This window comes from Nonomuraea sp. GTA35, from assembly GCF_041950525.1.
Taxonomy (GTDB): Bacteria; Actinomycetota; Actinomycetes; order Streptosporangiales; family Streptosporangiaceae; genus Nonomuraea.
On sequence record NZ_JBGNUV010000002.1, the window covers coordinates 922,142 to 946,761 of the forward strand.

At 72.3% G+C, this 24,620-nt stretch carries 18 protein-coding genes and 1 pseudogene; 10 read left to right on the plus strand and 9 right to left on the minus strand.

The annotated features are described in order from the left end of the window. Positions 1-24 precede the first annotated feature (24 nt). The 4 genes from ACBJ32_RS10910 to ACBJ32_RS10925 all read left to right on the plus strand — a co-directional run bounded on the left by ACBJ32_RS10910 (position 25) and on the right by ACBJ32_RS10925 (position 5,084). A complete protein-coding gene (locus tag ACBJ32_RS10910) occupies positions 25-1,638 on the plus strand; it encodes an SPFH domain-containing protein (RefSeq protein WP_375126611.1) in 1,614 nt (537 codons plus the stop codon). Between the two features lies 1 nt (position 1,639). After that, entirely contained in the window at positions 1,640-2,881 is a 1,242-nt protein-coding gene (locus ACBJ32_RS10915) for an SPFH domain-containing protein (protein ID WP_375126612.1), read from the plus strand. A gap of 9 nt (positions 2,882-2,890) precedes the next feature. After that, complete coding sequence (locus ACBJ32_RS10920; protein ID WP_357866158.1) at positions 2,891-3,664, plus strand: sporulation protein; 774 nt, start codon at positions 2,891-2,893, stop codon at positions 3,662-3,664. A 67-nt stretch (positions 3,665-3,731) separates the two neighbouring features. After that, complete coding sequence (locus ACBJ32_RS10925; RefSeq protein WP_375126613.1) at positions 3,732-5,084, plus strand: hypothetical protein; 1,353 nt, start codon at positions 3,732-3,734, stop codon at positions 5,082-5,084. Here ACBJ32_RS10925 and ACBJ32_RS10930 read toward each other — a convergent pair. Continuing rightward, positions 5,050-5,835: a class I SAM-dependent methyltransferase gene (locus ACBJ32_RS10930; protein ID WP_375126614.1), complete on the minus strand. Its 786-nt coding sequence runs from the start codon at positions 5,833-5,835 to the stop codon at positions 5,050-5,052. The genes ACBJ32_RS10925 and ACBJ32_RS10930 overlap by 35 nt on opposite strands. A gap of 160 nt (positions 5,836-5,995) precedes the next feature. Here ACBJ32_RS10930 and ACBJ32_RS10935 point away from each other — a divergent pair, with 160 nt between their 5' ends. The 4 genes from ACBJ32_RS10935 (at position 5,996) to ACBJ32_RS10950 (ending at position 8,797) form a co-directional block, all read left to right on the plus strand. After that, positions 5,996-7,021: a hypothetical protein gene (locus ACBJ32_RS10935; protein ID WP_375126951.1), complete on the plus strand. Its 1,026-nt coding sequence runs from the start codon at positions 5,996-5,998 to the stop codon at positions 7,019-7,021. Continuing rightward, a complete protein-coding gene (locus ACBJ32_RS10940) occupies positions 7,018-7,635 on the plus strand; it encodes a hypothetical protein (protein WP_375126615.1) in 618 nt (205 codons plus the stop codon). Before ACBJ32_RS10935 ends, ACBJ32_RS10940 begins: the two co-directional genes overlap by 4 nt. A gap of 10 nt (positions 7,636-7,645) precedes the next feature. Further along, on the plus strand, positions 7,646-8,446 hold the full coding sequence (locus tag ACBJ32_RS10945; protein WP_375126616.1) for an inositol monophosphatase family protein: 801 nt from the start codon (positions 7,646-7,648) through the stop codon (positions 8,444-8,446). 108 nt (positions 8,447-8,554) lie between these two features. Further along, positions 8,555-8,797, plus strand: a complete 243-nt coding sequence (locus ACBJ32_RS10950; protein ID WP_357866151.1) for a hypothetical protein — start codon at positions 8,555-8,557, stop codon at positions 8,795-8,797. A gap of 8 nt (positions 8,798-8,805) precedes the next feature. Here the strand turns inward: ACBJ32_RS10950 and ACBJ32_RS10955 are convergent, their stop codons facing one another. Further along, on the minus strand, positions 8,806-9,978 hold the full coding sequence (locus ACBJ32_RS10955) for an SLC13 family permease (protein WP_375126617.1): 1,173 nt from the start codon (positions 9,976-9,978) through the stop codon (positions 8,806-8,808). A 57-nt stretch (positions 9,979-10,035) separates the two neighbouring features. Between ACBJ32_RS10955 and ACBJ32_RS10960 the strand changes: the two genes are divergently transcribed. Next, positions 10,036-15,597: a TIR domain-containing protein gene (locus tag ACBJ32_RS10960; RefSeq protein ID WP_375126618.1), complete on the plus strand. Its 5,562-nt coding sequence runs from the start codon at positions 10,036-10,038 to the stop codon at positions 15,595-15,597. Here ACBJ32_RS10960 and ACBJ32_RS10965 read toward each other — a convergent pair. Together ACBJ32_RS10965 and coaE are read right to left on the minus strand one after the other, a co-directional pair. Continuing rightward, positions 15,594-16,994 (minus strand): glycoside hydrolase family 43 protein, encoded by a 1,401-nt coding sequence (locus ACBJ32_RS10965; protein WP_375126619.1) that lies wholly within the window; start codon positions 16,992-16,994, stop codon positions 15,594-15,596. The two genes, ACBJ32_RS10960 and ACBJ32_RS10965, sit on opposite strands and share 4 nt — an antisense overlap. 77 nt (positions 16,995-17,071) lie before the next feature. Beyond that, a complete protein-coding gene (coaE, locus tag ACBJ32_RS10970; RefSeq protein WP_375126620.1) occupies positions 17,072-17,674 on the minus strand; it encodes a dephospho-CoA kinase in 603 nt (200 codons plus the stop codon). A 44-nt stretch (positions 17,675-17,718) separates the two neighbouring features. On the opposite strand from coaE, the pseudogene ACBJ32_RS10975 reads away from it, so the two are divergent. Then, positions 17,719-17,850 (plus strand): annotated as a pseudogene (locus tag ACBJ32_RS10975) (Clp protease N-terminal domain-containing protein); the annotation flags it as partial. A 445-nt stretch (positions 17,851-18,295) separates the two neighbouring features. Here ACBJ32_RS10975 and ACBJ32_RS10980 read toward each other — a convergent pair. The 5 genes from ACBJ32_RS10980 to ACBJ32_RS11000 form a co-directional block, all read right to left on the minus strand. After that, complete coding sequence (locus ACBJ32_RS10980) at positions 18,296-18,766, minus strand: GNAT family N-acetyltransferase (RefSeq protein WP_357867053.1); 471 nt, start codon at positions 18,764-18,766, stop codon at positions 18,296-18,298. A gap of 13 nt (positions 18,767-18,779) precedes the next feature. After that, positions 18,780-20,414, minus strand: coding sequence for an alpha/beta hydrolase (locus tag ACBJ32_RS10985; protein WP_375126621.1), 1,635 nt, complete (start codon positions 20,412-20,414; stop codon positions 18,780-18,782). Between the two features lie 129 nt (positions 20,415-20,543). Beyond that, entirely contained in the window at positions 20,544-21,677 is a 1,134-nt protein-coding gene (locus tag ACBJ32_RS10990; protein WP_375126622.1) for an epoxide hydrolase family protein, read from the minus strand. A gap of 150 nt (positions 21,678-21,827) precedes the next feature. Beyond that, positions 21,828-23,309, minus strand: coding sequence for a 30S ribosomal protein S1 (gene rpsA / locus ACBJ32_RS10995; RefSeq protein ID WP_253746805.1), 1,482 nt, complete (start codon positions 23,307-23,309; stop codon positions 21,828-21,830). Positions 23,310-23,501: 192 nt separating this feature from the next. After that, positions 23,502-24,611 (minus strand): polysaccharide deacetylase family protein, encoded by a 1,110-nt coding sequence (locus tag ACBJ32_RS11000; RefSeq protein ID WP_375126623.1) that lies wholly within the window; start codon positions 24,609-24,611, stop codon positions 23,502-23,504. Between the last annotated feature and the right edge of the window lie 9 nt (positions 24,612-24,620).

Sequence of the window (24,620 nt, forward strand, 5' to 3'; positions counted from 1 at the left end):
CCTGTAGCGGAAAAGGAAGGTTCGATGTCACGACCCAGAGAGGCACTGATCCAGGCAGGGCAGGGCGTAGCCCGCGCGGTGGCCCAAGGGGGTGACGTGAGGCAGGCCATGGGGCAGGCCGTCGGCCAGGTCGTCGACCAAGCGGGGCAGCTGGCCGGCCAGGCCCCGGGCTTCAGGCTGAACCCGCACGACTTCGCCGCCGCCCGCGACGGCGGCGCCTCCGTCGGCACCCTCATCGAGGCGAGGTCGGCGTCGCTCAACGAGGCCGGCGAGATCGTCAACCGCAGCTTCGCCGAGAACGGCATGCACGTCATCTCACCCGTGGTGATCCCCAAGGGCAGCACCGCCAAGGTGATCGTGCCGCTGGGCATCCTGGTGGCGCTCGGCCTCATCGGCGCGCTCGGCAACATCGTGCCGAACGCCGACGTGGTCTTCGGCCCCCACTACTGGGTCGTGCTGGTGCTGGCCGCCGTGTTCCTGTGGTGGCGGCGCAGCGTGGTGATGGTGCCCGAGGGCTGCAAGGCGCTCATCACCCAGTTCGGCAAGCTGGTGCACATCGCGGACCCGGGCCGGGTGACGCTGTTCAACCCGTGGAAGCGGGTCAGCTACATCGTCAACACCACCCGCGAGTACCCGTTCAACGCGCCGATCAGCGAGGCCCCCACCCAGCAGGGCGTCAAGGCCAGCGTGGACCTGTTCCTGCAGTTCAGGATCGAGAACCCGGCGGAGTTCATCTTCGTGCTCGGCTCGGTCAGCGGCTTCCAGTCCAAGCTCCAGAACGCCATCAGCGAGGTCACCCGCTCGCTGATCTACGCCCAGCGGGCCGAGGAGATCTACGACCTGGTCGGCGAGAGCACGCTCGGCATGCTGGAGAGCCTCAACCAGCAGTTCCTGCCCGCCGTGCGGCTCACCGACGTGAACATCACCCACGCCGAGCCGTCCAGCCAGGAATACCGCATGGACCTGGCCGCGCCCGAGATGGTCCGCGTGGCCAAGGAGGCCTACACCTACGAGTACGAGCTCCAGCTCCGCAAGGAGCAGAACGAGGGCGACCTGATCAAGGAGCTGGCGGGGCTGCAGGAGACGCTGAGCGCCATCCAGGCCGAGATCGCCGGCTACCAGGCCCGCATGGACACCGCGCTCGAACGCGCCACCCACCAGGCCACCGCGCAGGCGAGGCAGCGCCTGGTCGAGGCCGAGTCCACGGCCAACGCCAACGCCGCCCTCCTGGAGGCGCAGGCGCTGGACATCAGGGCGCTGTCCGCCGCCGAGGCGCCCGAGATCCTCGACTACCGCTTCCAGCAGGACCTGCTGACCAAGCTGGAGTCCGTGGCCACCAGGCTGCCGCAGGTGGTGCAGGTGGGCGAGCAGACCGACATCGACTTCCTGGCCCTGGCCCAGCAGCTCGTGGGCGGCAAGGACGCGGTGCTGTTCTCCGCCGAGGACATGGCCGCCATCCGCGGCAGGCTCGACGAGATCGCCACCCGCGTGCGCGACCGCGAGGACGAGATCGCCTCGCTGCTCACGAAGGCCGCCGCCGACGTGGCCGAGCCGCCCCCGATCCCGGTCGTGACGCCGGAACCCCCATCGGACCTGGCACGCACCGTCGAGCGCCCGCTGCCCGGGAAGGAGATCTGAGATGAGCCGCGAGTTCTCGAAGATCAAGGAATCGCTGGCCTCCTGGGGAGAGATCCGCCAGCTCCTGCGCGGCGGCGAGCAGGGCCAGCTCGTGCCCGTCGTCATCCCCAAGGACCGGCGCGGCTTCGCCTGGATGACGCTGGTGTTCCTGGCGATCTACTTCGCCGGCCTGGCCGCGCTGACCGGCTTCAAGCTCGCCGGGGCGTTCGCCGCGCTGCTGTTCCTGCTGCTGGCGCTGCTGACGATGTGGCGCAAGGCCATCATCGAGATCGAGGAGGGCACCACCGGCGTGCGCAGCCGCTGGGGCGCCATCACCGGCACGCTGCCGCCGGGCCGCCACTACCTCTGGCTGCCGTGGGACCGGGTGGACGCGGTCGTCGACACCTCCACCGAGATCCCGTACTCGGCACCGATCGTGGCCTGCCCCACCGCCGAGAACGTGCCGCTGAAGTCCATCGAGTTCTTCCTGAAGTTCAGGATCGTGGACCCCGTCGCGTTCGTCCGCACGATCGGCGCGGGCAACTTCGACCTGGTGCTGTCCAGCGCGGTGCAGGACGCGATCAGGCAGCGCAGCCGCAGGGTCAACACCGAGCGGGCCTACGACCTGCGCGGCTCCGACGTCGGCGACATGCAGGACGCGCTCAACCGCCAGCTCGGCCGCTACGGCGTGCGCATCACCGGCGCCAACATCCCCGACGTGCAGCTCCCCGACCAGTACCAGCAGCACCTGGCCACCCGCGAGAAGGTGGCCAAGGAGCTGTCGGCCTACGAGCGCGAGTGGGAGCTGACCCGCAAGCGCCGCATCGACACGCTCCTGATGGAGATCGAGCGCTCCAAGAAGACCCGCGACGCCCGCGTGGTCGAGGTCAAGGCCGCCCACAACACGGCGCGCAAGGACGTGGCGCGCATGCTGGAGGAGCAGGAGACCGAGGCGCAGCGGGTGACGTGGGAGATCGAGGCGCGCGGCAGGGCCGAGCTGACCGCCGCCGAGAACGAGGCCAAGGCGCTGCGCCGGCTGGCCGATTCGTACCGGGACAACCGGGCCGTGCTGCAGTACGAGCTGGCCCGCAGGCGCCTCGACGTGGGCGCCAAACTGGCGGAGAACGCACCCCAGCCGCTGGTCGTACGCACCCAGCAGGGACAGGCGGACTCCGCGCTCTCCACCCTTCTCCTGGCCCAGTTGCTCCCCCGCATCTCGGGTACGGGAACAGGCCACATGAACGGCCACACACCTTCCGCTTAGGAGAACCCCATGGTGTTCCGCAAGTTGATGGCCGCGTTCGGCGCGGGCGTCGAGGTTGACACGGTGTTGACCAACACGGGAGTGCGCCCCGGCGAGCCGCTGCGCGGCGTCGTCCACTTCCGTGGCGGCAACTCCGACTACAAGGTCGAGGGCATCTACATCGACCTGACCGCCGTGGTCGAGGTCGAGCAGGGCGACAACGAGTACAAGACGTCCTACAGCTTCCTGCGCCAGCAGGTGGCCGGGACCTTCCAGCTCGCGGCGGGCGCGCAGCACCAGCAGTCGTTCGAGATCCCGATCCCGTGGGAGACGCCGATCAGCGCGATCGCCGGGCATCCGCTGCACGGCATGAAGCTGGGCGTCCAGACGGAGCTGGCGCTGGCGGGGGCGCTCGACAAGGGCGATCTCGACCCGTTGTTCGTCAGCCCGCTGCCGGCCCAGGAGCACGTGATCGGGGCGCTCGACCGGCTGGGCTTCCAGTTCAAGAAGGCCGACCTGGAGCGGGGCACGCTGTACGGCTCGACCATGCCGTTCTTCCAGGAGATCGAGTACTACGCGGGCGGCCAGTGGCGGCGCTACTTCAACGAGCTGGAGCTGACGTTCATCGCCGGGCCGCGGCAGATGGACGTCATCCTGGAGGCCGACAAGCGGGGCGGCTTCCTGACCTCCAGCCACGACGCGTACAACCGCTTCACGGTCCGCTACGACCAGTCGCCGCAGGAGGCGGACGCGGCCCTGCAGCGCGGCCTGGAGCAGATGGCCCGGCACCGCGGCTGGTTCTGATCCGGCGGATGGCGGGCGGCTCGGCGCCCGCCATCACCTGTCGGCCCGGCCCGCTAGTGTTCCGGCCGTGTCATGGAGATCCCGGTTATGGTGGGCCGCCGCGCTGGCGCTGAGCGTGGCGGGCGGGGCCTACGTCGCGGCGGCGCCGGAGAGCGGGTTCGCGTTCTTCGGTTACGGCGGGTTCTGTCCCGGCAACGAGTTCTACCTGTTCCATCTGAGTCGTCTGTGGTCCGTCGCCTTCGCGGTGCCGCTCCTCGGCCATGCAGGCGCGCCCCTGCTGGTGCTCGGCTTCGCCGCCCACTGGCTGGTCACGCGCCGGGCGCGGCCCGGGCTCGGCCGGGTGCTCGCGCGGATCGCCGCCGCCGTCGTGCTGATCGTGTACGGCGCGGGCCCGCTGGCCTTCGCCGTGGACGTGGCCATCGACCGTGACTGCGTCGGGGCATGGGGCGGGCTCGCCGGGCTGTGGTTCTTCCTCGGCCCCTGCCTCGCCCCCGTGCTCGCCGCGCTGTGCGCGCTGGCGGCCGTGCGCCTGCCCCGTCACCGGTTGCGGAGGCTGCTCCTGGGGCGCCGCTTCCGGCGGGGAGTGGCCGTCGTGCCGGTGCTGGGCCTGCTGGGGTTCGTCCCTGCGGCCGACCTGGCGTCGGGTCCCATCAGGCCCCTGGTGTGCGAGCCTTCCTACCCCTACACCGAGACCGCTTCGACGGGCGAGAACGCCTTCCTGTGCCAGGCCCGCCGGAACGGGGCCTACCCCACCCTCCCCGATCACCGGCTGCTCGCCCATGGCCGCGAGCAGTGCGCCCGCTACCCGGCGACGACCGTCCTCGCGTACCTGCTCGCCCCCATCTGCCCCCGGGCCGCGGCCGACTGGAAGCGCGAGCTCGACGCGGAGGAGGCCGAGTTCGCCCGCAAGGAGGCCGCCAGCCGGGCCGAGTGCGACCGCTTCCGCCACCGGCCGCTGGTCAAGCCGGTCCGGGTCGCGCGGATCCTCGAGTTCAGCGAGATCGGGCTGGAGGCGTACGAGGACCACGAGGACAGCGAGGACGACCCGGTCATGCACCAGGACCTGGCAGGCAGCGCGACGGGAGTCCTGCGGATCCATCTCGCGGCCGACTTCGAGCAGTGCGTCACCACCGAGACCTACCGGCGCCGCCCGCCCGTGGAGGTCGAGGGCTGGGACAAGGTGATCGAGATCGGCTACCTCAGCCCCACCGGGGACTTCACGCTGCGGGACCCGTTCGACTCGCCGCAACTGCCCAACCTGGCGGTCACCGGCAAGGGCCACTACCGCGTGCGGGTCCACTACCGCGAGCCGGGCTGGGAGACGTGGACCCCTCAGCATCTGCTGGTCATGGTCTACCCCGGGCGCGGTGACGAGGTGGTCGACCTCAAGCGGACGAAACGGCCAGCAGGTGGCCGCTGACGCCCAGCAGCGACGGCTCGCACTCCAGGCGGCGGGCGGCATCGAGCAGCAGCTCGCGCCGGTCGTCGTCGTCCAGCCAGTCGTCGACGTCCCCGTACAGCCAGAAGGCGCCCTCCAGGCCGTAACGGCGCGGCTCGGGCAGCCCCGCCTCGGTGAACTCCGTGAGGATCTCGTCGATGTCGTGGCCGTACCCGCGGAAGCCGCCCTCCTTGGGCGAGATGAGCAGGCCCGTCTCCAGGGCCTCGTACTCGGCCGCCTGCCGCCCCTCCCGCAGGAGGTAACCGTGGTAGACGCTGTCGTGCAGGGCCGCGTACCGGGAGATCACGGCGGCGGCCACCAGCCCGCCGGGGCGGGCGGCGCGGCGGGCCTCCGACAGTGCCCGCAGCCGGTCGGCGCGCTCGGGCAGGTGGTAGAGCGGGCCGAGCAGCAGCACCGCGTCGGCCTGCCCGTCGGGCACCGGCAGCGCTCGGGCGTCACCCTGGCGGGCGATCACCCCTGGCAGCTTCGCGGCCTCCTCGACGTGCAGCGGCACCGGATCGACGAGCTCGACGTCGTAACCCTCGGCGGCCAGCCACTCGGCGTGCACGCCGGTGCCGCCGCCCACGTCGAGCACCCGCGCGGGCGCCGGCGGCAGAACGCGGCGCAGCACGTCGCGGGTGCGCCAGTACTCCAGGCGGCCCCGGCCCTGCCGCAGGCGCGTCAGCTCGCCCCCACGCGCGTAGTACCCCATGACGGCGGGATCCATGATCATGCCATCCGATCCTAGAGTCGCCGGTGATCAGGACGCGAAGCAATATTGCGGGGCATCTTCCGCTAGCAGATCGTGTGCTGACAGTCTCATGACGCCGTCGTTACCATGACCTCGGGAACTGATTGATCGTCGGACGGCGGGGCGAGCGATGGCACGGTTCATGGCGGCGTTGAGGAGAACCGTCCCATGGGCGGCGCGTAACGCGGACGGCGCCATCGCGCTGAGCCTGGCGATCGTGGTCGGCGTGCTCGGCATCATGCCCGACAAGATCTTCGGGCCGCAGGGCGACGAGATCCAGCGCCAGCTCGTGACCGCCGCGACCCTGGTGATCCTGGCACTGGTGGCCACCGCGCTGCTGCGCGACCGCGCCCGCCAGGCCCCGGTCGAGAAGACGATCACCTCGGGCGCGCTGGCCGAGCTGCCCGTGCGCCTGGCGCGCCTGGAGGAGATCGAGACCCTGGTCCACAGCACCCGCAAGGCACTCGACTCCCTGCAACTCGTCAGGGTGCTGGGCAGCAGGCAGGAGATCGCCCACTCCCTCGCCGAGGCCCGCAGGGACACCACCCGGTGGAGCTTCAAGGGCGGCACGGGCACCTACCTGCGGGCGGTCACCCTGCCCGAGTGCGTCGCCGCCGCGCGCAGGGACAAACGGCACCTGAGGGTCAGCGTCGAGATCATCGACCCGGCCAGCGTGGAGGTGTGCGAGACCTACGCCCACTACCGCCGCTCGCTGTCGGACGCCCCCGACGGCACCGGCGAGACGTGGACGACCGACCGGGCCAGGAAGGAGTCGTACGCGACCATCCTGGCCGCCTTCTGGCACCGCCAGCGCTACGGGCTGCTCGACATCGAGGTGGGCCTGTCCTCGACGATGACCACGATCCGCTGGGACCTGTCCTCGACCCGGCTGATCATGACGGTCGAGGACCCGAACATGGCGATGACCGCGCTGGCCGAGACGTTCTACTACGAGAACTGCGACACCGAGCTGCGGCTGAGCCTGGAGCAGGCGCGGCGGGTGCCGCTGGAGATGTACAAGAAGGTGCCGCTCGGCGACGAACCGACCATCGAGGAGGTGCAGGAGCTGTTCGAGCGGATCGGGGTGCCCCTGCCCAAGTCCTACAACGGCCGCGACGTCGTCGACATCGCCCGCAAGGCCCTGCGCGCCGTGGACCCGTACTCATGAGCCTGAGCAGCGTGCACGAGGTCCTGCTGGCGGGGAAGGCCAGGTCGTGGGCGCTGGCGGAGCTGTCGCGGCCGGGCCTGACGGCCGTACGCCACCCGCTCGGTTTCGTCTGCCTGCCGCTGGAGCGTGAGGGCGGCGAAGGGGTATGCCTGCATCTGTGGACCGACTCGCTCGCGCACGCCGAGAGCACCACCTCGCAGATCCACTGCCACAGCTGGGACCTGGTCAGCCACGTGCTCTACGGCCAGGTGCGCAACGTGCACGCCGTGGTCGACGACGCCGGTGAGGAGGCCACGCACCGCGTGTACGAGGTGGTCAGCGGCGCCGACGGCGACCGCATCTCGCCCACCTCCCGCACCGTGCGGCACACCACGGGCCTGGTGGAGGTCTTCGGCCCCGGCGACACCTACGCGCTGGCCGCCGACCGCTTCCACAGCAGCGTGGTGCCCGAGGGCGGCGAGGCGGCCACGATCGCGCTCGGCCGCGGCCGGCCCGGCAGCCACGACCTGTCGCTCGGCCCGCTGGCCGGCGGCCCCCACCACGTGTCCAGGCAGCCGCTGGACGCCGAGGAGAGGGCCCTGGCCATCCGCACGATCACCGCGCACCTGACCTGAGAGGGCCCCGATGGACCTGGATCACGCTCGTACGGTCGCCGTCGAAGCCGCCGAGGCCGCGGGCGCGCTGCTCCTGGAGGGCACGCGGGGCGCGCTCGGCACCCGGGCCAAGGGCGAGGCCGGCGACGTGGTCACCGATCTGGACCTGGCCTCGGAGAAGCTGCTGCTGGAGCGGATCCTGACGGCGTACCCGTCGCACACGGTGATCGCCGAGGAGTCGGGGCTGGTCGGGGCGGCGGGCGGCGAGTGGACGTGGCTGGTCGACCCGCTCGACGGCACCAACAACGTGGCCATCGGGCTGCCGACGTACGTGGTGGGCGTGGCGCTGTGCAGGGACGGGCTGCCGCTGCTGGGCGTGGTGCACGACCCGGTCTCCCGCCAGACGTGGTCGGCCCTGCGCGGGAAGGGGGCGGTCGCCTCCTCGGGCGTGCGCCTGGCGCCCCCGTACGCGCCGAGCCCGCACGGGCCGCTGCTGGCCTGGACCCAGGGGTACGGCATCGCCAGGGACGACCCCACCGTGCGGCGGCTGAAGACGGCGCTCGACCTCAACGCCCGCCGGGTGCTGCAGCTCTGGGCACCCCTGCTGGCCTGGGCGATGCTGGCGCGCGGCGACATCGACGGCATCGTGGGCTACCGGGCGGGGATGGTGGACCTGCCGGCGGGGGCGCTGCTGGCGCAGGAGGCGGGCATCGAGATCCGGGCGCTGGACGGTGGCCGCTACGACGAGTGCGTGGACGCTCCCGGTGGAGAGCGCAGCTTCGTGGCCGCCCACCCGCGGGCCCTGCCCGGGCTGCTCTCGCTCCTCCAGTGAGGAAAAGTCCGCAGATGATGTGTGTCGTTCGTCGATGAGTTCCGCCGCCGTTCGACGTCTACTCAGAGGGTGCCGGGGAACGGCACCACCCGCGGAGAGGAACCCGACATGTTCACCACCACCGACCTGGCCCAGGTGCTCTTCGTCACCACCCTCCAGCCGTCCGACGAGCTGTCCCCGGTCCGGATCCGCGAGGCCGTGGACGAGCGGCTGTGCGCGTGCGGCGGCGACCCGTCCTGGTGCGCGGCGTTCGTGGCGCAGGAGGCCGGCGACCACCCCGAGGCGTACGTGCGCCGGATGCGCTGGGCCCTGGACGCGGTCGCCGGCGCCTACGCCCTGGCCGCCGCCTGACCGTCGTCTCAGCCGAAGGCGACCAGCGCCCAGACGGTCGCCGGCAGCCCCACGACGGCCAGGCCGGCCCCGGTGAGCAGGAAGCGGCGCATCGGGACCCGGACGTCGTGGCGGCGGCACGACTCGAACCACAGCAGCGTGGCCAGCGACGCCCACGGGGTGACGACGGGGCCGACGTTGGTGCCGGCCAGCAGGGCCAGCAGGCGGTCCTGGTCGGCGGCCGGGATGACGGTCTCGACGGCCTGGTAGGCGGGCAGGTTGTTGATCAGGTTGGACAGCCCGGCGCCCACGGCGGCGGTGCGGTAGGGGTCGCCCTCCGTACCGATCATCCAGGTCATCAGCGCGGACAGGCCGTGGATGCTGAGCGTGGGCACGACCAGGAACAGGCCGGTCACGAAGATGACGAGCTGCCAGGGGATCAGGCTCCACGTCAGGCGCTCGCGGGCGCGCAGCACGAACGCGGCCACCACGATCGCGGCCGCCGCCGTGGCGGCGATCGCGACGTGCGCCTCCACCAGCAGCAGGGCGATGAACAGCAGGCACGCCGCCGACGCGGCCCCGAACAGCACGCGGTCGGCCACCGGCTCCAGCACCGGCGGGGTGTATCGCAGGTCGCGCCGCTCGCCGCGCCGCCAGTAGAACGCCCACAGGAACGCCATCGTCACCGCGATCGCGACGGCCTGCGGCGCCCACATGCGGGCGGCGAACTCGGTGGCGTCCAGGCCGATCTTCCGCATGCCGAGCAGGTTCGTGAGGTTGGAGACCGGCAGCAGCAGGCTGGCGGTGTTGGCCAGCCAGATCGTGGTCATGGCCAGGGGGAGGGCGGCGATGCGGGCCCGGGGCGCCAGGGCGAGCATGACGGGGGTGAGCAGGACCGCCGTCGTGTCCAAGTTCAGAAATATCGTGACAAATGACCCAAAAGCGACACAAAGAAAGAACAGAGCGGCGTAGTTGCCGCGCCCGAGCACCGCCATCCTGGCCGCGATGACGTCGAAGACCTGCGCCTTCTTGGTGAGCTCGGCCAGCACGATGATCGCCACCAGGAAGATCAGCAGCGGGCCGATCCCGCTCAGGCTGGTGACCGCGTCGGCCCAGGGCAGCAGCCCGGTCGCCACGAAGATCAGACCGAGGACCAGCAGCCCGACCCTGATCCAGTCGAGCACGCCAAGACGCCGCCACACCCGACGATGATCGCACACGGACTGCCGAACCCCGACCCGGCAGGGGATACTGAACGAATGGCACGCGACGGCAGGCCGACCGACATCTTCGTGAGCTACTCCCCCGCCGACACGGCATGGGCGACCTGGATCGCCTGGGAGCTCGAGGCCGCGGGCTACCGCACCATGATCCAGGCATGGGACTTCGTGCCCGGCACCAACTTCATCGACTTCATGGACCGCGGGGTCAGCGAGGCGAAACTCGTCGTGGCCGTGCTCTCGCGCAACTACCTGGGCTCCCGCTACGGCCGGATGGAGTGGCAGGCGGCACTGCGCGCCGACCCCGACAACCCCTCCAACAAGCTCGTCACGATCAGGCTGGAGGACGTCCCCCTGGAGGGGCTGCTGTCCACGATCACCTGGGTCGACCTGCTGGGCGTCACCGATGCGGGCCAGGCCAGGGCGCTGCTGCTCGGCCGGGTCAGGGAGGCGCTGGCGGGCCGGGCCAAGCCCGAGGCCGCGCCCGCCTTCCCCGACGGCTCCGTCGTGCCCACGCCCCCGCCGCTTCCCAGCCTGCCGCCGCCCGCCGAGCGGGCCAGGGCCCGGCGCACCCCGGTCACGCCGCCCACGTTCCCCCCGGCGGCCGGCGAGAGCCGGGGCCGCGACTCGATCAGCGTGCTGCACATCGGCGGCCCCCGCTTCGGGCGGGCGCTGCCCGACCCCGGCGAACCGTTCACGCCCGAGGACATGCAGGCGCGCATCTGGGCCGACCTGACCGCCCTGTACGACCGGGGCATGCCCCGCCCCGACCTCATGGTCGTCAGCGGCGACCTGACCGAGTCCGGCAGCCTGGGGCAGTACGCGCAGGCGACCCGGTTCGTGACCGACCTGCGGCTGCTGCTCGGCCTGGAGCCGCACCGGCTGGTGCTGCTGCCCGGGCCGCGCGACGTCACCAAGGCCGCCGCCAGCGCGTACTTCATGACCTGCGAGGCCGACGACGTGAGCCCGCAGCCGCCCTACTGGCCCAAGTGGCGCCACTTCGCCACCCTGTTCGCCGAGCTGTACCAGGGGCTGGACGACCGCGTGTTCGACGGCGGGCAGCCGTGGACCCTGTTCGAGGTGCCTGATCTTCGGGTGGTCGTGGCGGGGCTGAACTCGACGATGGCGATGAGCCATCTGGAGCGCGACGCGTACGCGATGCTCGGGGAGGCGCAGGCGGCCTGGTTCGCGGAGCGGCTGCGGCCGTACGAGGAGCGCGGGTGGCTGCGCCTGGGCGCGATGGGGCACTCGCCGGCGGAGCTGACGGACGCGCCGGCGTTCGAGCGGCTGCTGGGCCGCCGGCTCAACCTGCTCTTCCACGGCGGCACCGGGCAGCCGGCCGAGGGGCGCGTCGCCGCGCCGCGCTCGGGACGGCACCACCTCGTGGAGATCGGCCCCGACGGGCTGCGCACGTGGGTGCCCGACAAGGAGCGTCCCGAGCCGGTACGCGTCCGCTGGCGGGCCGCGCAGGCGACGTTCACCGGCGAGAGCCCGCCCGAGCAGCCGCCCGCCGGCAAGCCGGAGGAGCGCGTGCCGAGCCCCGTGGAGCTGCTGCTCGACCGGGTCACCGAGGTCTGCGAGGCCAGGCACGAGCGCGCGAAGATCCGCAGGTTCGCCACGCATCTGGTGGTCACCCAGGCCGAGGACGGCTTCGTCCGCCAGACCATGATCGGCGCACACGTGGGCGCGCTGGACGAGGAGGCGGTGGCCGGGTTCGTCCGGCTGGCGCACGCCGGCGGGCTGGCCGCCGAGCTGGTCTACCAGGGGCCGCCGGCGCCGCGCGCGCTGCGCGAGGACCTGATGCGGATGGGCGTGCGGCTGCGCAGCTTCACCGAGTTCCAGGGGCTGCTCGACCTGAGCGGCTACGTCGCCGAGCAGACCGCCAGGCTGACCTCCGACCGGCGCTACCCGCCCGCCCTGTACGTCCCGCAGCGCTACCGCGAGCTCGACCGCCCCGGCAGCCAGATCCGGCACGGCCTGACCGACGAGCTGATGCGGCTGCTGGCCGCCGACCACGGCCGGTTCCTGCTGCTGCTGGGCGACTTCGGCCACGGCAAGACGTTCGCGCTGCGCGAGCTGGCCCGGCGCATCCCCGCCGAGCTGCCGCACCTGACGCCGATCCTCATCGAGCTGCGCGCCCTGGACAAGGCGCACTCCGTGGACGCGCTGGTGGCGGCGCACCTGGCGGGCCACGGCGAGGAGGTCATCGACCTCAAGGCGTTCCGCTACCTGCTGCGGCAGGGGCGGATCGTGCTGCTGTTCGACGGGTTCGACGAGCTGGTGACCCGGCTGACCTACGACCGGGCGGCCGACCACCTGGCCACGCTGCTGGCGGCGGCCGAGGACAAGGCGAAGATCGTGGTGGCCAGCCGCACCCAGCACTTCAAGTCGCACAGCCAGGTGCTCACCTCGCTCGGCGAGATGGTCGGGGTGCTGCCGCAGCGGCGGGTGCTCGGCGTCGAGGACTTCACGCCCGACCAGATCCGCTCCTATCTGGCCAACCGGTTCGGCGGCGGCGAGGAGGCCGGCGCCCGCATGTCGCTGATGGGGGAGATCGAGGACCTCCTGGCGCTGGCCCAGAACCCGCGCATGCTCAGCTTCATCGCCGACCTCGACGCCGACCGCCTGCGTACGGTCGCCGAGGCCCGCCACACCATCAGCCCCGCCCTGCTGTACGAGGAGATCCTCACCTCGTGGCTGGTCTTCGAGGAGCGGCGGGCCCGGGTCCCCGGCTCCCCCGCGAGCTTGAGCGTCGAGGACCTGTGGCAGGTGGTGACGGCACTGGCGGTGCGGCTGTGGGAGTCCGGCGAGGCGCTGCTGGCCCTCGACGAGCTGACCGAGATCGGCGAGACGCTGACCGGCCTGGCCGACGGCCAGCTCACCGCCGCGCACGCCGCCTTCCGCATGGGCTCGGGCAGCCTGCTGGTGCGCACCGACGAGGGGATGTTCGGATTCATCCACGCCTCGGTCATGGAGTGGCTGGTCGCCCGGCGCATCGCCACGACGCTGGACCACCCGGTGCTGCTGGCGCGCCGGCCGCTGTCGGCGCTGACCGTGGAGTTCCTGTGCGACCTGGCCGACGTGCGGGCGTTGCGGGCGTGGGTGAACGACCCGCCGCCCGACGACGTGGCCAGGGCGAACGCGGTCAAGATCTCCGCCAGGCTGCGCACGCCCGCCAACGCCGACCTGCGCGGGGCCAACCTGAAGGGCGAGGACCTGTCGGCCAGGGACCTGCGCGAGGTCGACCTCACCGGCGCCGACCTGTCGGAGGCCACGCTCGCCGGTACGAACCTGTCCAGGGCCACGCTGCGCGACGCCAGGCTGATCGGCGCGCGGCTCGACGGCGCCCAGCTCACCGGGGCCGACCTGCGCGGCGCCGACCTGTCGGGGGCGCGGCTGGCGCAGGTGGACCTGAGCGACGCCGAGGTCGAGGGCGCCCGCTGGCACCGGGCCTCGCTGATCAACGTGACCGGCACGCTGCCGCGCCTGCCCGGCGCCGCCGTGGTGCCGGGGCAGCCGGTCGAGGTGCAGTTCGCGCCGGCCGGCATCGGCGTCCCGTACGGCTACCACTTCCAGACCAGCCGCCTGCCCGAGCCGATCGCCTACAGCCCCGACGGGGTCACGCTCGCGGTCGGCAACGAGGACGGCGGCGTGCTGATGTGCGTCGGCGGCGCGCCGGTGCGCACGCTCCAGGGCCACCGGGGCCGCGTGTACGCGGTGCAGTTCGCCGGCGACCTGCTGGCCACGGGCGCCGCCGACGGTGACGTGCTGCTGTGGGACGCGCTGAGCGGCGAGCTGCTGCGCAGGCTGGAGTGCCACCCCGGCGGCGTCTGGCCGCTGCGGCTGAGCCCCTCCGGCGACCTGGTGGCGGCGGGCGGCGGCGACGGCGTCGTCCGCGTGTGGGAGACGGCCACCGGGCGGCTCGCGCACGAGCTGGCGGGGCACCGGGCACCCGTCTACACCGCATCGTTCGGCGGCTCCGCGCTGGTGACCGGCGACTCGGCGGGCGTGGTGCGCGTCTGGGACCTCGGCTCCGGGCAGGTGAAGGAGACGCTCGGGGAACACCGCGGCAGCGTCTACCGCGCCGTGCACAGCCCCGACGGGCGCCTGCTGGCCACCGGCGACGAGGCGGGCACGGTCAGGCTGTGGGACACCCGCACCTGGCGGCTCGCCCACGCGCTGGCCGGGCACCTGGGCAGCGTCTACTGCGTGGCGTTCTCCCCCGACGGCTCGCTGCTGGCCACCGGTGACACGGCGGGCGGCGTACGCGTGTGGGAGACCTCGGGCGAGGCCCGCGGCGTGCACACCACGCATGCCGCGGCTGTCTACCAGGTCGCCTTCGGCCCCGACGGGCAGAGCCTGGCCAGCGGCGACGCCAACGGCGTGGTGCGGGTGCAGCGGCTCGGCGCGGGCCAGCGGGTGGAGCTGACGGGGCACCGCAGCTCGGTCTGGCCGTTCGCGTTCAGCCCCGACGGGCAGCAGCTCGCCACCAGCAGCAACGACGGCACCGTGCGCCTGTGGGACCCGGAGACCGGCCAGTGCCAGCGGGTGCTGCGCGGCCACGGGCGGCGGATCTCCTCCGTGCGCTTCAGCGCCGACGGCACGATGCTGGCGACCAGCGGCAACGACGGCGTCGTACGGCTGTGGGAGCCGCGCACCGGGCGGCGGCTGCGCGAATTCACCGGCACGGCCGACCGGCTGATCTCGGCCTCGTTCTCCCCCGCCGGGCCGGTGCTGGCCACCTCCAGCAACGACGGCGGCGTGCACTTCTGGAACGCCGCCACCGGCGACTACGAGCGCGAGCTGAACGCCGAGACCGACCACGTGTGGGCCGAGGCGTTCAGCCCCGACGGGAACCTGCTGGCCACCGCCAACGACGACGACAGCGTGCGGATCTGGTACCGCCCGACGGGGCGGCTGGCGGGCGAGTTGCTGGGCCACCGGGGGCGGGTGCGCTCGATCGCGTTCAGCCCCGACGGCGCGTACATGGCCACCGGCTGCGACGACCACGCGGTGCGCGTGTGGGAGGCGAGCTCCGGCCTCCGGCTGGCCAAGCTGGAGGGGCACAGCGACCGGGTCTACTCCGTCGCGTTCTCCCCCGACGGCCGGTTCCTGGCCAGCGCCGGCAACGACGGCAGGGCCCTGGTGTGGGAGCGCCGTCACGGCCGCCTCGTGCACACGCTCGACGCGCACGAGGGGCGGCTGTGGAGCCTGGCCTTCGACGCCTCCGGCGAGCGCCTGGCGACCGGCGGCGACGACACGCTGGTGCGCGTGTGGGAGGCCGCCACCGGGCGCCTGCTGCACACGCTGGCCGGGCACGCCCGCAGGATCTGGTCGGTGGCCTTCAGCCCCGCCGAGGACCTCCTGGCCAGCGCCGGCGACGACGGCCTGGTGATCCTCTGGGCGGGCGGCGAACGGCGGGCGACCCTGCTCGGGCTGCCCGAGGGGTGGGCGGCGCTGGCGCCCGACGGGCGGTACAAGGTGCAGGGCGAGCCCGGCGGGCAGTTCTGGCACGTGGTGGGCATGTCGCGGTTCGAGCTGGGCGAGCTGGATCCGTACCTGCCGGGGGTGCGGCAGGTGCCGCTCGACTCGCCCTTCTAGAACACCTCGATCCGGTCCATGCTGATCACCGTGCTGCCCGAGGCGGGGTTGCGCTCGCCTGTCACCCGCACCCGCAGCGTGTGCTGCCCGCGCGGCAGGACGGGGCTCAGGTAGTTGAGCTGCTCGCCCACCCGGATGCCGCTGTAGTAGTCGACGCGCTGCTCGGGGCCGCCGTCGATGGAGACGGCGGCGATGCCGTTGCCGCGGTCGCGCACGCTGAGCAGGGCCACGCGGCTGCCGGTGAAGGTGACCGTCGCGGTCGCCCCGGCCTGGCCGCTCCAGTGGTCGTCGCTCCAGAAGCACTGGTTGCCGCAGCCGGAGCCGGACTGCCACGTGCCAGCGTACGTGACCTGCGGGTCGAAGTCGTTGATCACCGAGGTGGCGGCGCCCGGGTCGCCGGACGGGAGTTGCTGGGTGGCGCCGGCGGCCAGGGGGCGGCCGAAGTCCGGGGTGCCGCCGGCGTTCCAGGTGAACCTCTGCACCCGGGTGGTGCGGAAGTCGTAGGTGTAGGCGCTGGTGTTCTTGCCGTGGTAGGCGATCCAGTCCTCCGTGCCGTCGGGCGAGCGGAAGAACGAGTGGTGCCCGGGGCCCCACACGCCGGTCGCGTCGTTGCGGGAGAACACCGGGCCCGGGTGCTGCCTCCAGTTCGCCGCCACCATCGGGTCGGCGCCGTTCGCGATGCTCTTCATCCAGAGCTGGTAGTCCGGCTTGCCGGTGTCGCAGGTGGAGTAGGTGAGGAACGTCCTGCCGTTCCGGTAGAGCGGGGTCGGGCCCTCGCGCACCTCGGTGCAGCCGCCGTCCGCCGGGATCGCGACCCGGCCGCCGGTGACCGTCCACGGGTTGCTCATCCTGGCGATGTAGAGCTGGGCGGGGCCGCCCAGGCCGCGGCCCGGGCCGCTCCAGACGAAGTAGGACTGCCCGTTGTGGGTGATCGGCTCGCCGTCGATGGCGTACTCGCCGAAGTCGGCGATCTTGGCCTTGAACGTGTACGGGCCCATCGGGTCGTCGCCCGCCGACTCCAGGACGTACATGCGGTGGTTGGCGTCCACGCCGTCGGAGGCCGTGTAGTAGAGGTACCAGCGGGAGCCGACGTGACGGAACGCGGGCGCCCACATCTGCTGGTTGCGGCCGGGGTCGCTGTCGCGCCAGACCACCTGCTCGGGGGCGGCCAGCAGGGTGGCGAGGCTGGGCGAGCGCCAGATGCCGATCCGGTCGCCGCGCGTGGTGGCCACGTAGTAGCCGCCGTTGTGGTGGATCAGGCTGGGGTCGGCGGACGGGTTCACCGGGTTGCGGAACGACTGCGTCGCCGCGCCCGCCTCTCCGGCCGGGACGAGCACGGTCATGGAGACGGTCAGAGCGGTCAGAGCGGCCAGGGCGGCACGCCAGGGACGCGGCATCGGCGGTCCTTCCGGTGATCCTGCCGGGCGATCTTTCCGATCGTCATGGATACCGGTCAGGCCGTCAACCCGCCGGTTCAGCCGCGGGCGGCACGCCTGAGCAGCTCCTGCCAGACCTCCGCCACCCGCGCGTCCAGCTCCTCCAGCGAGCCGTCGTTCGGGATCACGAAGTCGGCCGCCGCCAGCCGCTCCTCGCGGGTCGCCTGGGCGGCGATGCGCGCCTTGGCGTCGGCCTCCGGCATGCCGCGGTGCTCGGCCAGCCGCCTGATGCGCAGGTCGTCGGGGGCGTCGACGACGATGACGACGTCGTACATGGGGGCCAGGTTGTTCTCCACCAGCAGCGGCACGTCGTAGACCAGGATCGTGTCGTCGGCGGCGGCCCGCTGCAGCTCCGCCACCCGCTCCCCCACGAGCGGGTGCACGATCGCGTTCAGCGCCGCCAGCCTCTCGGAGTCGGCGAACACCACCGAGCCCAGCTTCTCCCTGTTGAGCGAGCCGTCCGGCCGGAGGACCTCCTCGCCGAACGTGGCCACCACCCGCGCCAGGCCGGGTGTCCCCGGCTCCACCACCTCACGCGCGATCCTGTCGGCGTCGATCACCATGGCGCCCGCGGCCGACAGCCGCCTGGCCACCTCGCTCTTGCCGGAGCCGATGCCGCCGGTCAGTCCGATCTTCAGCACCCCAGAAGCCTATCCAAGGCGCCTCGGCGGAGCATGATGAGAGCATGGTGAGCTGGATCGTACGGGCCGCCCACGAGCAGGCGGCGGCCGCCGGAGACGACTGGGTGGGGCCGGGGCACGTGGTGCTCGCCCTTCTGAGCGGCGACTCGCTCGCCGCGCGGGTGCTGAACGAGGCCGGGCTCGACCACGGGCACGCCCTGGAGCTCCTGCCCCGTCACGGGCGGCCCGGGCACCACCGGGGCGGCGGCTTCGCCAATCCGGCCTTCCACAAGCTGTCCGGCATCGCGACCGGCCTGGCCCTGGCCGAGGGCGAGCGCGTGCCGTCGCCGGAGCACTGGCTGATCGCGCTGGCCCACGACACCGAGGTGGAGCGGGGGGCGACGCCGCTGCACCTGTTCGGGGTCTCGCCGCAGGAGGTGCTGGCGGCGCTGCGGCGCCACGGGGTGCGGGTGCCGCCGCTGGACGCGCCCGAGCACGTGCCGTGGCGGGGCCGGCACCAGATCGTCGTGCCCGCGGCCGAGCTGCAGGCCGTGCTCGACCGGCTCAACGCCGGGCATCCGGCCGGCTCGGAGTGGCGGTGGGGGTGGAACTGGGTGGACGACGACCTGGGCCGCGCCGTGATCATCGCGGAGGAGGGGATCGATCTGGCGTCCTACGCAGGTAGACCACCGTCAGATGATCGTCCATCCGCTCGCGGCTCGTCTCCCGGTAGCCCAGACGGCGGTAGAGCCGCAGGTTCCCCTCCGACAGGTGGCCCGTGAACAGGTCGAACGCCTCGGCCTCCGGCAGCTCCTCGTGCAGGGCGCGCAGCAGGGCCGTGCCCACGCCCTGACCCTGCCGGTCGGGGGCGACGACGAGGCGGCCCACCAGGCAGGTGGCGCCGGAGAGCCGGCCGCGCACGGCGCCGACGATCCGCGTGCCGTCGAGCGCCTTGAGCACGAGCGCGCCCTCGATGACCTTGCGCACCTGCTCCAGCGACTCGACGAGGGGCGGGATGTACGGGTCGCCGTAGAGCTGGGCCTCGCTGAGGTACGCCGCGCGCTGCAGGGTGAGGATCTCGCCCGCGTCCGCGGGCTCCGCTCGTTCGATCACCACCTGCGGCAGCCTATCTCACGGCCGTCAGCTCTCCCGGGCAGCGCGTACGGGCCCGGGGCGGGGTGCCGTTGACGAGGAAGTCGTGCACGCGGGTGCGCAGGCAGGCGGCGCGCAGCTTGGCGGCGCCCTGCAGCAGGTACGCGCCGTGCCCGTCACCGTGCCGGAGCACCGCGGCCCCGGGGATCCGGCCGGCCGCCCGCGCGGCGCCGGAGGCGGGGCTATCGATGTCCAGCCGCCCGATCCCGACCAGCACGGACGGGGGCTTGCGCGCCCCTACCCTCGCCGCGGACTCGCCGCCGGTCACGGAGTCGCCGCCGGTCACGGAGGGCGGCCGGCTCGGGCGGCCGGCGATGCCCAGGCAGCGGCCGACCTCGTACCTGCCGGTCAGCCAGCCGACCCGCGGCGCGATCGCCCGCAGGCGCGACTCCATCGCCAGGAACCGCCGGTAGCCGGGCACGGCGGGCATGAAGTCGTGGCAGTGCAGCGACCGCGTCACCATCGCCGGCGCCACGGGCTGCCCGGGGGCCGCCATCGCCGCCAGCGCGCTAGCGTCCCCGGCCTCGGCCGCCGACAGGGCGCGGCCCAGCTCGGGCCAGCGCTGCGGAACGAGGCCGGCGAGCACGGCGACCACGATCTCGCGGGCGTCCACCGCACGGCCCGGATCCGCCGTCGGTTGCCCGGCGTCCAGGACACGGCCAGAACCCGCGGACGGCCGGCCGGCGTCCACCGCACGGCCGGGGCCGGTGGGCAGGGGTGCCCGTTCGAGCAGGCCGTCGAGCACCTCCACGGCGTCGTCTCCCCCGAGAGGGCAGCCCATCCGCCCCGCGCACCAGTCGCGGAAGGCGGCGAGCTGCCGCTCGGCCGCCCGCGCGTGCGCGATCAGCCGCCGCCCCACGCTGGGCTGGCCGTGGTCGGGCACTCCCTCCAGGTACATCCGCTCCACGCGCCGGGGGAACAACTCCAGGTACGCCTGCCCGTACACGGCCCCGTAGGCGTTGCCGAAGTAGCGCAGCCGCGGCTGCCCGAGCGCGGCGCGTACGGCGTCGAGGTCGTGAGCCACCTGCCAGGACGTGAGGCCCGCGTAGGCGGGCCCGGCGGCGATCCGGCAGCTCCGGTCGTAGGCGGCGTTGTCGCGGGCGTAGGCGCGCCATGCGGCCGCTCCAGGGGTGAGCTGGAGCCGGCGGGGGTCGGGCTGGGGCACGGAGCAGCGTACGGTGGCGGCGCTCCCCCGGTCGCCGATCCCGCGCGACTCGACGAACACCACGTCGAACCAGCGCGCCAGCTCGCTCACGGCGTCGGGCCGCGCCCGCACGCCCTGGATGGTGGACTCGGCGCCGGTGCTGACGACCATCGGGCCGAGGCTGCCGCGGGGGTCGCGGGCGGGCATCCTGGCCAGATCGATCTCCGTACGCGGCCCGCGCGGCCTGGCCCAGTCGACGGGCACGGACAGCTTCGCGCACTCCAGCCCGTCCCCGCACCCCCACCACACCGGCCCGGCGGGTGACGCGACCCCGGAGGCGGCAGCGGTGGCCGGCGCCGAGGCGGCCGGGAGGGAGGTGGCCGGGAGGGAGGTGGCACGCGCCGCCGGAGCGGCCGGGACGGAGGCGGAGACCGCCGTCGCCAGCACGGCCGCCGCCCGGATCATCCGCTGAACCATGCCCACTGCGTCACCCCTGGGAGAGTCGCGACCACCAGCGCCGCCGCCCAGTTTCCCAGCGCATGATCCCGCAGGTCAGGGCCTTGCAAAGACCCTTGGGTAAAATCTGCGGCCGCCTCAGCGAATCATCCGGAAAAACTCCCGTATGCCCGCCACCAGCGTGTCGGGCGCCGCCATGCCGACCATGTGGCTGGGGCTCTGCGCCTGCCCCCAGTACACGATGTCGTTGCCGCGCTCGGCGACCCGCCGCATCACCTCGGGCCCGCCGTGCGTGATCCCGGTGGGCACGGCGCGCTGGGAGATCGGCAGTCCGGCGGCACCCTCGTAGTACGTCCAGGAGGAGGAGCCGCCCGTCGCCGTGAACCAGTACAGGCTGGCGTTGGTGAGCACCAGGTCCCGCCCGACGGGCTCCTCCCCCGGCCCCCACCCGTCGAACTCCTTGAACCTCTCCACCAGGTACGCGAGCTGCGCCACCGGCGAGTCGGCGAACCCGTACGCGAGCGTCTGCGGCCTGGCCGCCAGGTACGGCCCGTACCCGCTGCCCCCGGTCATCCAGGCGGCCATCTCTTCCAGCTCGGCCAGCTCCTTCTCGCCGAGCCCGTCGAGCTCGCCCGGCTCGCCCGTGGGGATGCCGAGCCCGGCGGTGATGAGCGAGCCCACCACGTGCTCGCTGTCCAGCGCGGCCAGTTGCGGCGTGACGAGCGCCCCTGCGTCGTTGCCGTGCGCGCCGTACCGCTCGTACCCGAGCCCGCGCATGAGCTGCGCCCACGTCCGCGCCACCCGCTCGACGCTCCACGGCCGCTCGTCGGCGGGCTCGGGGAACGGCGAGAACGCGAACCCGGGCAGTGACGGGGCCACGACGTGGAAGGCGGGAGCCGACTCGAGCCCGTGCCCGCGCGGGTCGGTGAGGGGGCCGATCACCTCCAGGTACTCGGCCACGGAGCTGGGCCAGCTGTGCGTCATGATCAGCGGCAGGGCGTCCGGCTCGGGCGAACGCACGTGCAGGAAGTGGATCGGCTGCCCGTCGATGACGGTGGTGAACTGCGGGAAGGTGTTGAGCCTGGCCTCCTGGGCCCGCCAGTCGAACCCGTCGGCCCAGTACTCGGCCAGCTCGCGCAGGTACCGCACGGGCACGCCCCTGCTCCACCCGCCGGGCAGCTGCTCGGCCCACCTGGTCCGCCGCAGGCGTGCGCGCAGGTCGTCCAGGTCGGCCTGCGGGATGTCGACACGGAAAGGCTTGATCTCGTTCATGCCCCGAACGTAGACCTCAATGCGGCAAGGATCGTTCCGCATTGTCCAGAGGAACGCAGCCGGGCATGCGAAAGGCCCCGCACGGCGAACCGTGCGGGGCCTTCCTGACTACCTGTGCCTCAGGCGGCCGAAGTCCTCAAGGAGAGGACCTCAGCTCTGGCCGCCCGCGAGCTTCTCGCGCAGAGCCGCGAGCGCCTCGTCAGAGGCGAGCGCGCCGCTGGCGGGAGCCGACGAGGAACTGCCGGCCTGGGCCGGCGTCTCGCCCTGGTAGGTCGAGGGAGCGGCCTCGCCGGCCTCCGCCTCGGCCTTGCGGGCCTCCTCGATCTGCTTCCGGTGGGCCTCGAAGCGCTGCTGGGCCTCGGCGTACTGCCGCTCCCACTCCTCACGCTGCTTGTCGAAGCCCTCGAGCCACTCACCCGTCTCGGGGTCGAAGCCCTCGGGGTAGATGTAGTTGCCCTGGTCGTCGTAGGTGGCCGCCATGCCGTAGAGGGTCGGGTCGAACTCGACCTCGGTGCCGACACCCTCGTTGGCCTGCTTCAGCGAGAGGCTGATGCGGCGACGGTCGAGGTCGATGTCGATGATCTTCACGAAGATCTCGTCGCCGACCTGGACGACCTGCTCCGGGATCTCCACGTGGCGCTCGGCCAGCTCGGAGATGTGGACCAGGCCCTCGATGCCCTCCTCGACCCGGACGAACGCGCCGAACGGCACCAGCTTGGTGACGCGGCCCGGCACGACCTGGCCGATCTGGTGGGTGCGGGCGAACTGCTGCCACGGGTCTTCCTGAGTGGCCTTGAGCGACAGGGAGACGCGCTCGCGCTCCATGTCGACGTCGAGGACCTCGACCGTGACCTCCTGGCCGACCTCGACCACCTCGGACGGGTGGTCGATGTGCTTCCAGGACAGCTCGGACACGTGGACCAGACCGTCGACGCCGCCGAGGTCCACGAACGCACCGAAGTTGACGATCGAGGAGACGACGCCCTTGCGGACCTGGCCCTTCTGGAGGGTGTTGAGGAACGTCTGGCGAACCTCGGACTGCGTCTGCTCGAGCCAGGCGCGGCGCGACAGGACCACGTTGTTGCGGTTCTTGTCGAGCTCGATGATCTTCGCCTCGAGCTCACGGCCGACGTACGGCTGCAGATCGCGGACACGGCGCATCTCGACCAGGGAAGCGGGGAGGAAGCCCCGCAGGCCGATGTCGAGGATGAGACCACCCTTGACGACCTCGATGACGGTGCCGGTAACGATGCCGTCCTCGTCCTTGATCTTCTCGATCGTGCCCCAGGCGCGCTCGTACTGAGCCCGCTTCTTGGACAGGATCAGGCGCCCTTCCTTGTCCTCCTTCTGGAGAACCAGGGCTTCGACGTGCTCCCCGACCTCCACGACGTCAGCGGGATCGACATCGTGCTTGATCGAAAGCTCGCGCGAGGGGATGACACCCTCGGTCTTGTAGCCGATATCGAGAAGAACCTCGTCTCGATCGACCTTGACGACGGTGCCCTCGACGATGTCGCCGTCGTTGAAGTACTTGATGGTCTCGTCGATCGCCGCGAGGAAGGCTTCCTCGGACCCGATGTCGTTGACCGCTACCTGCGGGGTGCTCGAGGTGGCCTCAGTGCTGGACGTCATGTGTGGAATTGCTCCGAACGCGGACAGGATGTCGATGTGGCGGATGCGCGGCAGGCCCTCTTCCGCATCAAGCCGAGGAATTACGACATCGACGTGACCGAGCGCGAGCCCGCTCCGTCTGAGGCGCGCGCGAGCCCACAGCGCAGCGATCAGCATATGAGACCTTCGCCACTGGGTCAATCCGGGGAGACGTCAGTAGGCAATGACCTGGAGCTTTCGCTTGGCGTCGATATTACCTCGGAGTGCCTCCGGTATGGAGATCCGCTCCGGGTCACCGTCGCTCACGTAGCGCTCGCCAGGGTGCTTGTCCAGCCATTCCAGCCAGTACTGCGAGCACCACTTGCGGCACTCGCCCTTCTTGCCGTTGCTCTGGATCCGCTGGATCGCCCCGCGATCGAACTTTTTCGCGTAGGGCGAAAGCGACGGCTCGGCTCCGGCGAGGAACACGCCCGCGAAATCATACCTCGTGCCGTCCCATGATCCGCTACGCGCGGCCTTCTTGGTCCGGGGCATCGACCCGTACGGCAGGGCCATCGTCTGCGACGGCGGCGCGCCGAGCTTCTTGAGCAGGCGTTCGATCCTGACGATCTGCTCGCCGACCTTCTTGCGCTTGAGCATCCTCAGGTTGGGGTGGCCCCAGGTGTGGTTGGCCACCTCGTAGCCGTGATCGACCAGCCACCGCACGGCGGCCTGCTGCGAGGCCGTGTCGCGCAGCCCGAACGGCTCCCTGTTGACCCAGAACGTGGCGACGGGCCGGAAGCCGGGATAGCGGCCGGCCACCTCCTGGATCACCGCCACGGCGGTGCCGGGCAGCGGGCGGCCGTTCGCGTCGAGCCCGAAGTGGCTGGGGTGCCCGTCGTCGAACGTGAGCACGACGGGGTGCTTCCCGGCCGGCACCCGGATGTCCCCGGCGGCGAACTCCCTGGCGGTGATCGGCACGTAGCCCCGCTCGGCCAGCTTCTCCAGCTCCTTCCTGAGCTGGTCGGGCGTGCGGTCGAGCGAGGCGTGCCGCTTGGCCAGGATGCGGTGGTACATCAGGACCGGCACCAGCCCCGCCTCGTTGGCGCGCACCTGCCGGGCGAACTCGGGGGTGGCCACCACCCCGGGCGGCTGCCCGACCGGGCTGGCGGACGGAGCCGGGGAGCCCGCCGGGGCGGGGCTCCGCCCGGCCTCGGCGACGGCCTTCGGCTTGGCCTGGGGCCGCGGCTCGCCGGGCAGGAGGCTCAGGCCGACGACGGCCACCGTGATCACGGCGATGTTCGCGATGCCGATGATCCGCGGAAGGGACCCTGGTATCCGCACGAAACCCCC

Excerpts from the sequence above, each read along its gene's own strand:
- ACBJ32_RS10945 (WP_375126616.1), top strand. The coding sequence starts at position 7,646 with ATGGACCTGGATCACGCTCGTACGGTCGCCGTCGAAGCCGCCGAGGCC.
- ACBJ32_RS10965 (WP_375126619.1), bottom strand. The coding sequence starts at position 16,994 with ATGCCGCGTCCCTGGCGTGCCGCCCTGGCCGCTCTGACCGCTCTGACC.
- ACBJ32_RS10910 (WP_375126611.1), top strand. The coding sequence starts at position 25 with ATGTCACGACCCAGAGAGGCACTGATCCAGGCAGGGCAGGGCGTAGCC.
- ACBJ32_RS10920 (WP_357866158.1), top strand. The coding sequence starts at position 2,891 with ATGGTGTTCCGCAAGTTGATGGCCGCGTTCGGCGCGGGCGTCGAGGTT.
- rpsA (WP_253746805.1), bottom strand. The coding sequence starts at position 23,309 with ATGACGTCCAGCACTGAGGCCACCTCGAGCACCCCGCAGGTAGCGGTC.
- ACBJ32_RS10915 (WP_375126612.1), top strand. The coding sequence starts at position 1,640 with ATGAGCCGCGAGTTCTCGAAGATCAAGGAATCGCTGGCCTCCTGGGGA.
- ACBJ32_RS10940 (WP_375126615.1), top strand. The coding sequence starts at position 7,018 with ATGAGCCTGAGCAGCGTGCACGAGGTCCTGCTGGCGGGGAAGGCCAGG.
- ACBJ32_RS10935 (WP_375126951.1), top strand. The coding sequence starts at position 5,996 with ATGGCGGCGTTGAGGAGAACCGTCCCATGGGCGGCGCGTAACGCGGAC.
- ACBJ32_RS10985 (WP_375126621.1), bottom strand. The coding sequence starts at position 20,414 with ATGATCCGGGCGGCGGCCGTGCTGGCGACGGCGGTCTCCGCCTCCGTC.
- ACBJ32_RS10990 (WP_375126622.1), bottom strand. The coding sequence starts at position 21,677 with ATGAACGAGATCAAGCCTTTCCGTGTCGACATCCCGCAGGCCGACCTG.
- ACBJ32_RS10950 (WP_357866151.1), top strand. The coding sequence starts at position 8,555 with ATGTTCACCACCACCGACCTGGCCCAGGTGCTCTTCGTCACCACCCTC.
- ACBJ32_RS10930 (WP_375126614.1), bottom strand. The coding sequence starts at position 5,835 with ATGATCATGGATCCCGCCGTCATGGGGTACTACGCGCGTGGGGGCGAG.
- ACBJ32_RS10960 (WP_375126618.1), top strand. The coding sequence starts at position 10,036 with ATGGCACGCGACGGCAGGCCGACCGACATCTTCGTGAGCTACTCCCCC.